10 protein-coding genes are annotated in these 12,044 nt (G+C 69.1%); 9 read left to right on the top strand and 1 reads right to left on the bottom strand.

The window, feature by feature from the left end; translation table 11 throughout:
* Positions 1-72: 72 nt before the first annotated feature.
* The 9 genes from OIC96_RS06405 (at position 73) to OIC96_RS06365 (ending at position 11,242) form a co-directional block, all read left to right on the top strand.
* On the top strand, positions 73-972 hold the full coding sequence (locus OIC96_RS06405; RefSeq protein WP_330308841.1) for a dihydrodipicolinate synthase family protein: 900 nt from the start codon (positions 73-75) through the stop codon (positions 970-972).
* A 31-nt stretch (positions 973-1,003) separates the two neighbouring features.
* Positions 1,004-2,005 (top strand): proline racemase family protein, encoded by a 1,002-nt coding sequence (locus OIC96_RS06400; protein ID WP_330308842.1) that lies wholly within the window; start codon positions 1,004-1,006, stop codon positions 2,003-2,005.
* A gap of 166 nt (positions 2,006-2,171) precedes the next feature.
* A complete protein-coding gene (locus OIC96_RS06395) occupies positions 2,172-2,861 on the top strand; it encodes a GntR family transcriptional regulator (protein WP_330308843.1) in 690 nt (229 codons plus the stop codon).
* Between the two features lie 93 nt (positions 2,862-2,954).
* Entirely contained in the window at positions 2,955-3,965 is a 1,011-nt protein-coding gene (locus OIC96_RS06390; RefSeq protein ID WP_330308844.1) for a LacI family DNA-binding transcriptional regulator, read from the top strand.
* A 152-nt stretch (positions 3,966-4,117) separates the two neighbouring features.
* Positions 4,118-5,458, top strand: coding sequence for an ABC transporter substrate-binding protein (locus OIC96_RS06385; protein WP_330308845.1), 1,341 nt, complete (start codon positions 4,118-4,120; stop codon positions 5,456-5,458).
* 8 nt (positions 5,459-5,466) lie between these two features.
* Positions 5,467-6,435: a carbohydrate ABC transporter permease gene (locus OIC96_RS06380; protein WP_330308846.1), complete on the top strand. Its 969-nt coding sequence runs from the start codon at positions 5,467-5,469 to the stop codon at positions 6,433-6,435.
* A complete protein-coding gene (locus OIC96_RS06375) occupies positions 6,432-7,307 on the top strand; it encodes a carbohydrate ABC transporter permease (RefSeq protein ID WP_330308847.1) in 876 nt (291 codons plus the stop codon). Before OIC96_RS06380 ends, OIC96_RS06375 begins: the two co-directional genes overlap by 4 nt.
* A gap of 63 nt (positions 7,308-7,370) precedes the next feature.
* Positions 7,371-8,972 (top strand): glycoside hydrolase family 13 protein, encoded by a 1,602-nt coding sequence (locus OIC96_RS06370; protein ID WP_330308848.1) that lies wholly within the window; start codon positions 7,371-7,373, stop codon positions 8,970-8,972.
* A 119-nt stretch (positions 8,973-9,091) separates the two neighbouring features.
* The gene (locus tag OIC96_RS06365; RefSeq protein ID WP_330308849.1) at positions 9,092-11,242 is read left to right on the top strand and encodes a discoidin domain-containing protein; all 2,151 of its coding nucleotides are present in this window, start codon (positions 9,092-9,094) and stop codon (positions 11,240-11,242) included.
* Here OIC96_RS06365 and OIC96_RS06360 read toward each other — a convergent pair.
* A complete protein-coding gene (locus OIC96_RS06360; RefSeq protein WP_330308850.1) occupies positions 11,211-12,029 on the bottom strand; it encodes an ABC transporter ATP-binding protein in 819 nt (272 codons plus the stop codon). The two genes, OIC96_RS06365 and OIC96_RS06360, sit on opposite strands and share 32 nt — an antisense overlap.
* Positions 12,030-12,044 lie beyond the last annotated feature (15 nt).

Raw genomic sequence — 12,044 nt, 5'->3', positions numbered from 1 at the left:
GCCGTACGGCCTCTCGCCGACACCCCTCAGCACCAGTAAAATGTCACACCCTATTGAGATGGGATCTCTCTCATGACCGCCACCACCGAGAACCGCCCCTGGCGCGGAGTCCTCGTCGCCACCGCGCTCCCGCTGAACGACGACCTCTCCGTCAACTACGACAAGTTCGCCGAACACTGCGCCTGGCTCGTCGAGAACGGCTGCGACGGCGTCGTACCCAACGGCTCGCTCGGTGAGTACCAGGTGCTCACGCCGGAGGAACGCGTGAAGGTCGTGCAGACGGCCGTCGCCGCCATCGGCGGTTCGCGCGTGATGCCCGGTGTCGCCGCCTATGGCTCCGCCGAGGCCCGCCGCTGGGCCGAGCAGGCCAAGGACGCGGGCTGCGGGGCCGTGATGCTGCTGCCGCCGAACGCCTACCGTGCCGACGAGCGCTCCGTCCTCGCCCACTACGAGGAGGTTGCCAAGGCGGGCGTCCCGGTCGTCGCGTACAACAACCCGATCGACACCAAGGTCGACCTGGTGCCCGAACTCCTCGCCAAGCTGCACGAGGAGGGATACATCCACGCCGTCAAGGAGTTCTCCGGCGATGTCCGCCGGGCCTACCAAATCGCCGAACTCGCCCCGGGACTCGACCTGTTGATCGGCGCGGACGACGTCCTGCTGGAGCTCGCCGTCGCGGGCGCCAAGGGCTGGGTCGCCGGATACCCGAACGCGCTGCCCGGCGCGAGCGTCGAGCTGTACCGCGCCGCCGTCGACGGCGACCTCGACACGGCGGGCAAGCTCTACCGTCAGCTGCACCCGCTGCTGCGCTGGGACTCCAAGGTCGAGTTCGTGCAGGCCATCAAGCTGTCCATGGACATCGTCGGCCGGCACGGCGGTCCGGTCCGCCCGCCGCGCGTCCCGCTGCTGCCCGAGCAGGAGGCCGCCGTCCGCGAAGCCACCGACCGGGCCGTCGCCGCCGGTCTCGCCTGATCCCCACCGCTCTCGATCCATCAGGAGTGTCATGCGTAGCAAACTCGTCCTGCACGCCGTCGACTCGCACACCGAGGGCATGCCCACCCGGGTGATCACCGGCGGCATCGGCACGATCCCCGGCGCGACCATGAACGAGCGCCGGCTGTACTTCCGTGAGCACCGCGACGACATCAAACAGCTCCTGATGAACGAGCCGCGCGGCCACGCGGCGATGAGCGGCGCCATCCTCCAGCCGCCCACCCGCCCCGACTGCGACTACGGCGTGATCTACATCGAGGTCTCCGGCTACCTCCCGATGTGCGGGCACGGCACCATCGGTGTCGCGACCGTGCTCGTGGAGACCGGCATGGTCGAGGTCGTCGAGCCGGTCACCACCATCCGGCTCGACACCCCGGCGGGCCTGGTCGTCGCCGAGGTCGCGGTCGAGGACGGCGCCGCCAAGGCGGTGACCCTGAAGAACGTGCCGTCCTTCTCCGTGGGCCTCGACCGCAAGGCCACGCTCGCCGACGGGCGGACGGTGACCTACGACCTCGCGTACGGCGGCAACTTCTACGCGATCCTGCCGCTGGAGCAGTTCGGGCTGCCCTTCGACCGCTCCCGCAAGGACGACATCCTCGCCGCCGGTCTGTCGCTGATGGACGCCATCAACGCCGACGACGAGCCCGTCCACCCCGAGGACCCGTCGATCCGCGGCTGCCACCACGTCCACCTGTACGCGCCCGGCGCCACCGCCCGCTACTCGCGGCACGCGATGGCGATCCACCCCGGCTGGTTCGACCGCTCACCCTGCGGTACGGGCACCAGCGCGCGCATGGCCCAGCTGCACGCCCGCGGCGAACTCCCGCTGCACACCGAGTTCGTCAACGAGTCCTTCATCGGGACCCAGTTCACCGGACGACTGCTCGGCACCACCGAGGTCGCCGGAATCCCCGCCGTGCTGCCCAGCTTCACCGGCCGGGCCTGGATCACCGGCACCGCCCAGTACCTGCTCGATCCGACCGACCCGTTCCCGGCCGGTTTCGTCCTCTAGACCCGTCCAGACCCCTCTGGACCCGCGGGCCCCGGCCGGTCCTCCCAGTCCCTGCCAGGACCCGCACTGTCACGATGCTCTCCGCCGCGTAGATACTGGTAGCACGTGATATTGCACATGGCCGGTGCGAGGAGACGACGGATCGGCCCGTACGAGGAGACTCCCCATGGCCGCCCAGCGCAGCAGCGCACCCTCCGCCGCTCCCGCCCTGCCCACGCTGGGGGGAAAGAAGAGCAGCTATCGCGAGCGCGTCGCCGACGCGCTGCGGGCCGCGCTGATCGCGGGCGAGCTGCGCGCCGGCGAGGTCTACTCCGCGCCGACGCTCGCCGCCCGCTTCGGTGTGTCGGCGACGCCGGTGCGCGAGGCCATGCTCGACCTCGCCAAGGAGGGCCTGGTGGACACGGTGCCCAACAAGGGCTTCCGGGTCACCGCGGTCTCCGAGAAGCAGCTCGACGAGTACACCCACATCCGTTCGCTCATCGAGATCCCCACCGTGGTGGAGCTGGCCACCACCGCGGACGCCGTCTCTCTGGAGGCGTTGCGCCCGGCCGCCCGGGAGATCGTGACCGCGGCGGCGGCCGGCGACCTCATCGCCTACGTCGAGGCCGACATCCGCTTCCACCTCGGCCTGCTCGCCCTCGCGGGCAACGCCCACCTGGTCGAGGTCGTCGGCGACCTGCGCAAGCGGTCCCGCCTCTACGGGCTCAACGCCCTGGTCGAGGCGGGCCGCTTGCAGTCCTCCGCGGAGGAGCACCTCGAACTCCTCGACGCGCTCCTGGCCCGTGACGAGGCCGCCGTACGAGAAGTGATGACCCGCCACCTCGGCCATGTCCGCGGTCTCTGGGCGGCTCGTTAGAGATCCCTGCGGCGCGGATCGCGGTGGGGGAGTCCTCCTGACGCTTGTTCCATTACGCAAGCGGCTTGCATTTCTTGCGCTATTCTTGCGCGCATGACGCGACGACTTGCTCAGGTGGCCAAGAAGGTCGGAGTCAGTGAGGCCACGGTCAGCCGGGTGCTCAACGGCAAGCCCGGAGTCTCCGACGCCACCCGGCAGGCGGTGCTCTCCGCCCTCGACGTCCTCGGCTACGAGAGGCCCACGCAGCTGCGCGGTGAACGCGCGCGGCTCGTGGGCCTCGTGCTGCCCGAGCTGCAGAACCCGATCTTCCCGGCGTTCGCCGAGGTGATCGGCGGGGCGCTCGCGCAGCTCGGGCTCACCCCGGTCCTGTGCACGCAGACCAAGGGCGGTGTCTCCGAGGCGGACTATGTCGACCTGTTGCTCCAGCAGCAGGTCTCCGGCGTGGTGTTCGCGGGCGGTCTGTACGCGCAGGCCGACGCGCCGCACGACCACTACCGGCGGCTCGCGGACCGCAACATCCCGGTGGTGCTGGTCAACGCGGCGATCGAGCATCTGGGCTTCCCCTGTGTCTCCTGCGACGACGCCGTGGCGGTCGAACAGGCCTGGCGCCACCTGACCTCGCTCGGCCACGAGCGCATCGGGTTCGTCCTCGGCCCGGGCGATCACATGCCGTCGCAGCGGAAGCTGGCGGCGGCGCGTGCGCTGGCCTCGGCCGGCGGTGTCGAGCTGCCCGACGATCACGTGGCGCGCTCGATGTTCTCCCTGGAGGGCGGCCAGGCGGCCGCGACGCGGCTGCTGGAGCGGGGCGTCACGGGCATCATCTGCGCCAGCGACCCCTTGGCGCTCGGCGCGGTACGCGCGGCCCGGCGCAAGGGGCTCGTGGTGCCGGCCGATGTGTCGGTCGTCGGCTACGACGACTCCGCCTTCATGAACTGCACCGAACCCCCGCTGACCACGGTTCGTCAGCCCATCGAGGCCATGGGGCGCGCCGCGGTGGAGTTGCTCAACGCGCAGATCGGCGGGAGCAGTGTCACCGCCGAAGAGCTGCTGTTCGAGCCTGAGTTGGTGGTGCGAGGGTCCACCGCGCAAGCTCCCCGCCACTGAGATCCGGTCGGCTGTCAAATAATTACAGATTCTGCGCGACATCTTGCGGACAGATGTCGGCGGTGCTTGAGTGTGCGGCGCCAGACACGGCGGCGTGCGCTCCCCGCGTGCCGCCGTGGGCCTTCCTCGCTCCTGCCCAAAGGGGTCCACCGATGAGAAGCACCGGGTTCCGCCGTACCTTCGTCATGCTCATGGCGTCCTCCCTCGCGCTCACCGCCTGCGGTTCGAGCGACGACACGGCCGACGGAAAGACCCGTATCACCGTCAACTGCATGCCGCCCAAGAGCGCCAAGGTCGACCGCTCGTTCTTCGAGGCCGACATCAAGGCGTTCGAGAAGGCCAACCCGGACATCGACGTCGTCGCGCACGACGCGTTCCCGTGTCAGGACCCCAAGACGTTCGACGCCAAACTCGCCGGCGGCCAGATGGAGGACGTCTTCTACACGTACTTCACCGACGCGGGGCACGTCGTCGACGTCAACCAGGCCGCCGACATCACCCGTTACGTCAAGGACCTCAAGAGCTACGGCACCATCCAGCAGCAGCTGCGTGACATCTACACCGTCGACGGCAAGATCTATGGCGTCCCGCGCACCGGCTACTCGATGGGCCTGATCTACAACAAGAAGCTCTTCGAGCAGGCGGGCCTCGACCCCGACAAGCCTCCGGCGACCTGGGAGGAGGTGCGCGCCGACGCCAAGAAGATCGCCGCGCTGGGCAAGGGCACCGTCGGTTACGCCGACTACAGCGCCCAGAACCAGGGGGGTTGGCACTTCACGGCCGAGCTCTACTCGCAGGGCGGCAACGTCGTCAGCGAGGACGGCAAGAAGGCCACCATCGACACCCCCGAGGGCAAGGCCGTCCTGCAGAACCTCAAGGACATGCGCTGGAGCGACAACTCCATGGGCAGCAAACAGCTCCTCGTCATCAATGACGTCCAGCAGATGATGGGCTCCGGCAAGCTCGGCATGTACCTCTCCGCGCCCGACAACATCCCGATCCTGGTCAAGGAGAAGGGCGGCAACTACAAGGACCTGGCACTCGCCCCGATGCCGGGCGGCAAGGGCACGCTCATCGGCGGCGACGGCTACATGTTCAACAAGAACGACACCCCGGCACAGATCAAGGCCGGCCTGAAGTGGCTCGACCACATGTTCCTGACGCCCGGCAAGGGATTCCTCGGCGACTACGCCCGCGCCAAGCAGAACAACGCGCCCGTGGGCCTGCCCGAGCCGCGCCTGTTCACCGGCGCCGCCGACGCCAAGGACCAGCAGGTCAAGAAGGCCAACGCCAATGTGCCCGTCGAGAACTACCAGGCCTTCCTCGACGGCAACCAGAGCCTCCAGATGAAGATCGAGCCGCCGCAGGCCCAGCAGATCTACTCCGTCCTCGACAGCGCCGTCTCCGCGGTCCTCACCAAGAAGGACGCCGACATCGACCAGCTGCTGAAGGACGCCTCCGGCAAGATCGACTCGATCCTGGCCCGGGCCTGACACCGGGTATGAAGACCGCATCGAAGCCCGTAGCGCTCCCTCCGGCCGCCCTCGGCGCGCCGGAGGTGCCGCGGTCGGCCGGGCGCCGGACCGGGGGTCCGTGGCGCCGGCGCCTGGCCGACCAGTCCCGCGCCTACGCCTTCCTGATCGGCGGCCTGCTCTGCTTCGCGCTGTTCTCCTGGTACCCGGCGATCCGCGCGGTCGTGATCGCCTTCCAGAAGTACACGCCCGGCTCCGGCGCCGAGTGGGTCGGCACCGCCAACTTCACCCGCGTCTTCCACGACCCGGAGTTCACTGCCGCCTGGCGCAACACCCTCACCTTCACCCTCCTCGCCCTGCTCATCGGCTTCGCCGTCCCCTTCGTGATGGCACTGGTGCTCAATGAACTCCGGCACGCCAAAGCCTTCTTCAGGGTCGTGGTCTATCTGCCGGTGATGATCCCGCCGGTGGTCAGCGCCCTGCTGTGGAAGTGGTTCTACGACCCCGGAGCGGGCCTCGCCAACGAGGCGCTGCGCTACCTGCACCTGCCCACCTCGAACTGGTCCAACGGCGCCGACACCGCCCTCGTCTCGCTGGTCGTCGTCGCCACCTGGGCCAACCTCGGCGGCACCGTCCTCATCTACCTGGCCGCCCTGCAGAGCATCCCCGGCGAGCTGTACGAGGCGGCCGAACTGGACGGCGCGAACATCTGGCAGCGCATCCGCCATGTGACGATCCCGCAGACCCGGTTCATCATCCTCATGCTGATGCTCCTTCAGATCATCGCCACCATGCAGGTGTTCACGGAGCCCTTCGTGATCACGGGCGGCGGACCCGAGAACGCGACCGTGACGGTCCTGTACCTGATCTACAAGTACGCCTTCCTCTACAACGACTTCGGAGGGGCGTGTGCCTTGAGCGTCATGCTGCTCGTCCTGCTCAGCGCCTTCTCGGCGGTCTATCTGCGGCTGACCCGATCGGCAGGGGAGGACGTATGAGCACCCGCACCCTGGTCTCGCCGCTCGCCCTCGCCCGCCCCCGTGGCAAGGCCCTCTACTGGACCGTCTTCGCGGGCGTCGTCCTGCTCTTCGCGCTCTCCTTCCTCTTCCCCGTCTACTGGATGGTGACCGGCGCCATGAAGTCGCCGGACGAGGTCGCGCGCACACCCCCGACGCTGGTTCCCCAGCACTGGAGCCTCGGCGGCTACACCGACGCCTGGGACCTGATGGACCTGCCCACCCACCTGTGGAACACCGTGGTGCAGGCCACCGGCGCCTGGCTGCTGCAACTCGTGTTCTGTACGGCAGCCGCATACGCCCTCTCCAAGCTGAAGCCCGCCTTCGGCAAGGTGATCCTCGGCGGCATCCTCGCCACGCTGATGGTCCCGGCCCAGGCCCTGGTCGTACCCAAGTACCTGACCGTCGCCGATCTGCCGCTGATCCACACCAGTCTGCTCAACGACCCGCTCGGCATCTGGCTGCCCGCCGTGGCCAACGCCTTCAACCTCTATCTGCTCAAGCGGTTCTTCGACCAGATCCCCCGCGATGTCCTGGAGGCCGCCGAGATCGACGGCGCCGGACGGCTGCGCACCCTGTGGTCGATCGTGCTCCCGATGTCCCGGCCCGTCCTGGGAGTCGTGTCGATCTTCGCCCTGGTCGCCGTCTGGCAGGACTTCCTCTGGCCGCTGATGGTCTTCTCCGACACCGACAAGCAGCCCATCAGCGTGGCACTCGTCCAGCTGTCCCAGAACATCCCGCTGACCGTGCTCATCGCCGCGATGGTGATCGCGAGCATCCCCATGGTCGTGATGTTCCTGGTGTTCCAGCGGCACATCATCGCCGGGATCAGCACGGGCGGCACCAAGGGCTGACAGCACCCAGGGCTGACAGCGCGAAAGGGCTGACGGCACGCTCTCCAGTGAAAGGCAGGCACCGTGGGACAGCTTTCCCCTGCTCGCGTTCAGGACCAGTGGTGGCGCTCCGCCGTCATCTACCAGGTGTACGTCCGCAGCTTCGCGGACGGCGACGGCGACGGCACCGGCGACCTCGCGGGCGTCCGCGCCAGACTCCCGTACCTCGCCGAACTCGGCGTGGACGCCCTGTGGTTCAACCCCTGGTACCTCTCGCCCATGGCCGACGGCGGCTACGACGTCGCCGACTACCGCGCGATCGACCCGGCCTTCGGGACGCTCGCCGAGGCGGAGAAACTCATCGCCGAGGCACGGGAGCTGGGCATCCGCACCCTCGTCGACATCGTGCCGAACCACGTCTCCGAACAACACCCCTGGTTCCAGGCCGCCTTGGCCGGAGGCCCCGAGCGCGAGCTCTTCCACTTCCGACCCGGACGCGGCGAACACGGCGAACTCCCGCCCAACGACTGGCCGTCCCAGTTCGCGGGCTCCGCCGAACCGGTCTGGACCCGGCTCCCCGACGGCGACTGGTACCTCCACCTCTTCACCCCCGAGCAGCCCGACCTCAACTGGGCGCACCCGGCGGTCAGGCAGGAACACGAGGACGTCCTGCGCTTCTGGTTCGAGCGGGGCGTCGCGGGCGTCCGCATCGACTCGGCCGCGCTGCTCGCCAAGGACCCGGACCTGCCGGACTTCGTCGAGGGCCGCGACCCGCACCCGTATGTCGACCGCGACGAACTCCACGACATCTACCGCTCCTGGCGCGCGGTCGCCGACACCTACGACGGCATCTTCGTCGGCGAGGTCTGGCTCCCGGACACCGAACGCTTCGCCCGTTATCTGCGCCCCGACGAACTGCACACCGCCTTCAACTTCTCCTTCCTGTCCTGCCCTTGGGACGCGCGGCGACTGCGTACGTCGATCGACGAGACCCTCGCCGAGCACGCTCCGGTGGGTGCGCCCGCCACCTGGGTGCTGTGCAACCACGACGTGACCCGCACCGTCACCCGCTACGGCCGCACGGACACCGGCTTCGACTTCGCCGCGAAGGCCTTCGGCACCCCGACCGACCTCGCCCTCGGCACCCGGCGGGCGCGCGCCGCCGCCCTGCTCTCGCTCGCGCTGCCCGGTTCCGTCTATGTCTACCAAGGCGAGGAACTCGGCCTGCCCGAGGTGGAGTTGCCACTCCGGAGCATCCAGGACCCGATGCACTTCCGCTCCGGCGGCACGGACCCCGGCCGCGACGGGTGCCGGGTCCCGCTGCCGTGGGCGACCGACGCCCCGTACGCCGGATTCGGCGGCGAGCCCTGGCTTCCCCAGCCCGCCGACTGGCCCGCGTACGCGGCCGACGGCCAGGCAGAGGACCCCGGCTCGATGCTCAGCCTCTACCGTGCGGCGCTCCGCATCCGCCGCAGCGAACCGGGCTTCGGCGACGGTCCGCTCACCTGGCTGCCCGCACCGGACGGCGTCCTCGCCTTCAGCCGCACGGACGGTCTGCTCTGCGCCGTCAATCTCACCGACCGTCCGGCCGGGCTCCCGGAACACACCCGACTTCTGCTCAGCAGTGGCCCGTTGGACGCCGACGGGCTGCTCCCGCAGGACACGGCGGTCTGGCTGCGCGCCTGAGACCGCCACACCGCAACCGCTATCCCGCACCCCCACCACGAAGGGATCAGCACATGCACAGCACCAGATCTGTCAGGCGCATGCCACTCGCCGGGCTTACCCGGCGGTCCACCCGGCGCATGCCACTCGCCTGCGCTGCCGCCGTCGCCCTCGCCGCCGGGATGCTCGGTGCCGCCCCCGCCCACTCCGCGGTGACGGCCGCGGGCGCCGACCTGCCCTTCACCTCGGTCGAGGCCGAGTCCGCCACCTCCACGGGCACGAAGATCGGCCCCGACTACACCCAGGGCACCCTCGCCTCGGAGGCCTCCGGGCGGCAGGCCGTTCGGCTGACCGCCGGCCAGCGCGTCGAGTTCACCGTGCCGCGCGCGGCCAACGCGGTGAACGTGTCGTACAGCGTCCCCGACGGCCAGTCGGGCACCCTCGACGTCTACGTCAACGGCACCAAGCTCGCCAAGACGCTCGCCGTCACCTCCAAGTACTCGTACGTCGACACCTCCTGGATCGCCGGAGCCAAGACCCATCACCTCTTCGACAACGCCCGGCTGCTGCTCGGCCAGAACGTGCAGGCGGGCGACAAGGTCGCCTTCCAGGCCACCTCCCCCCAAGTCACCGTCGATGTCGCCGACTTCGAGCAGGTCGCCGGTGCCGCCGCGCAGCCCGCCGGATCGGTCTCCGTCACCTCCAAGGGAGCCGACCCCAGCGGCCAGGGGGACTCCACCCAGGCCTTCCGCGACGCCATCTCGGCGGCCCAAGGGGGAGTGGTCTGGATCCCGCCGGGCGACTACCGGCTCACCTCGTCCCTGAGCGGTGTCCAGAACGTGACGCTCCAGGGAGCCGGCAGCTGGTACTCGGTCGTGCACACCTCGCGCTTCATAGACCAGTCCAGCTCCTCAGGCGGCGTCCACATCAAGGACTTCGCGGTCATCGGGGAGGTCACCGAACGCGTCGACTCCAACCCGGACAACTTCGTCAACGGCTCACTGGGGCCGAACTCCAGCGTCTCCGGCATGTGGATCCAGCACCTCAAGGTGGGCCTCTGGCTGACCGGCAACAACGACAACCTCGTCGTGGAGAGCAACCGCATCCTCGACACCACCGCCGACGGCCTCAACCTCAACGGCAACGCCCGCGGTGTCCGCGTCCGGAACAACTTCCTGCGCAACAACGGCGACGACGCGCTCGCCATGTGGTCGCTCTACTCGCCCGACACCAACAGCAGCTTCGAGAACAACACCATCACCCAGCCGAACCTGGCCAACGGCATCGCGATCTACGGCGGCACCGACATCGCGGTCAAGAACAACCTGGTCTCCGACACCAATGCCCTCGGCAGCGGCATCGCGATCTCCAACCAGAAGTTCCTCGACCCGTTCTCCCCTCTCGCCGGCACCATCACCGTCGACGGCAACACACTCGTCCGCACCGGTGCGATAAACCCCAACTGGAACCACCCGATGGGTGCGTTGCGCGTCGACTCGTACGACAGCGCCATCAACGCCACGGTCAACATCACCAACACGACGATCACCAACAGCCCTTACAGCGCCTTCGAGTTCGTGTCCGGCGGCGGTCACGGCTACTCGACCGGCAGCGTCACGGTGAGTGGCGCGAGCGTGCAGAACACCGGCACGGTCGTCGTCCAGGCCGAGGCGCAGGGCGCGGCGAAGTTCAGCAACGTCCAGGCCACCGGCGTCGGTTCGGCGGGCATCTACAACTGCCCCTATCCGTCCGGCTCGGGCACCTTCAACCTCACCGACGGCGGCGGCAACTCCGGCTGGAGCAGCACCTGGTCGGACTGCTCGACCTGGCCGCAGCCGGGCCAGGGCAACCCGCCCCCGGACCCGAACGCCAACCTGGCCAAGGGCCGCCCGGCCACCGCGACCGGCTCGCAGGACGTCTACACGCCCGGCAAAGCGGTCGACGGCGACGCGAACTCCTACTGGGAGTCCACCAACAACGCCTTCCCGCAGGCCCTCACCATCGACCTCGGCTCGGCCCAGGCCGCCCGCAGGCTGGTGCTGAAGCTGCCGCCCTCCTCGGCCTGGGGCGCGCGCACCCAGACCCTGTCCGTGCTGGGCAGCACCGACGGCTCGGCGTACTCGACGGTGGTCGCCTCGGCCGGCTACCGCTTCGACCCGGCGACCGGCAACACGGTCACCGTGACCCTGCCGAGCAGCACGAGCCTGCGCTATCTGCGGCTCAACATCACCGCCAACACCGGCTGGCCCGCAGGGCAGTTCAGTGAGGTGGAGGCGTATCTGACTTCGTGAGCCTGTCCTGAACCGGGAGAGTCCCGCGCTTCGCCGACTGGATCTGCTCGTACACATGGGTCCGCAGCTCGGCGAAGCGCGGGGCCACCCGGGTGTGCAACTGGTCCCGCTCGACGGGCAGATCGACCTTCAGCTGCTCCTGCACGACGGTCGGGGAGGCGGAGAGGACGACCACACGCTCGCCCAGGTACACGGCCTCGTCGATGTCGTGCGTCACGAACAGGATCGTGATCCCGCGCTCCCGCCACAGCCCCCGTACGAGATCCTCCAGATCGGCGCGGGTCTGCGCGTCGACCGCCGCGAACGGCTCGTCCATCAGCAGGACATCGGGCTCGTACGCCAGCGCGCGGGCGATCGCGACCCGCTGCTGCATACCGCCGGACAGCTGCCACGGATACGCCCCGGCGGCATCCGTGAGCCCGACCGACTCCAGCGCGTCCGCGACCAGCTCGCGCCGCCGCGCCTTGCTCAAGTCCTTCTGCTTCAAGGGGAGTTCGACGTTCTCGCCGACCCGCATCCAGGGGAAGAGGCTGCGCCCGTACTCCTGGAACACGAACGCCATCCCGGGCGGCGGACCGTTCACCTTCCGCCCAGCCAGCAGCACTTCGCCCGCCGTCGGTGTGAGCAGTCCGCCCATGCACTTCAGCAGGGTCGTCTTGCCGCAGCCCGACGGGCCGACGAGACAGACGAGTTCGCCGGCTTCGACGGTGAAGGTGAGGTCCCGGACCGCCTCCACCCGGCGTCCGGAACCCTCGTAGACCTTGTTCAGGCCGCGTACGTCGAGCATGGACCGCCCTTTCAC

Origin of the sequence: Streptomyces sp. NBC_00775 (assembly GCF_036347135.1) — a bacterium.
Taxonomy (GTDB): domain Bacteria; phylum Actinomycetota; class Actinomycetes; order Streptomycetales; family Streptomycetaceae; genus Streptomyces; species Streptomyces lutosisoli.
This window is presented reverse-complemented; position numbering and strand designations above follow the sequence as displayed.

What these genes read in the sequence shown, in the direction of transcription:
- OIC96_RS06405 (WP_330308841.1), top strand. Translation starts at nt 73, where the DNA reads ATGACCGCCACCACCGAGAACCGCCCCTGGCGCGGAGTCCTCGTCGCC.
- OIC96_RS06400 (WP_330308842.1), top strand. Translation starts at nt 1,004, where the DNA reads ATGCGTAGCAAACTCGTCCTGCACGCCGTCGACTCGCACACCGAGGGC.
- OIC96_RS06395 (WP_330308843.1), top strand. Translation starts at nt 2,172, where the DNA reads ATGGCCGCCCAGCGCAGCAGCGCACCCTCCGCCGCTCCCGCCCTGCCC.
- OIC96_RS06390 (WP_330308844.1), top strand. Translation starts at nt 2,955, where the DNA reads ATGACGCGACGACTTGCTCAGGTGGCCAAGAAGGTCGGAGTCAGTGAG.
- OIC96_RS06385 (WP_330308845.1), top strand. Translation starts at nt 4,118, where the DNA reads ATGAGAAGCACCGGGTTCCGCCGTACCTTCGTCATGCTCATGGCGTCC.
- OIC96_RS06380 (WP_330308846.1), top strand. Translation starts at nt 5,467, where the DNA reads ATGAAGACCGCATCGAAGCCCGTAGCGCTCCCTCCGGCCGCCCTCGGC.
- OIC96_RS06375 (WP_330308847.1), top strand. Translation starts at nt 6,432, where the DNA reads ATGAGCACCCGCACCCTGGTCTCGCCGCTCGCCCTCGCCCGCCCCCGT.
- OIC96_RS06365 (WP_330308849.1), top strand. Translation starts at nt 9,092, where the DNA reads ATGCCACTCGCCTGCGCTGCCGCCGTCGCCCTCGCCGCCGGGATGCTC.
- OIC96_RS06360 (WP_330308850.1), bottom strand. Translation starts at nt 12,029, where the DNA reads ATGCTCGACGTACGCGGCCTGAACAAGGTCTACGAGGGTTCCGGACGC.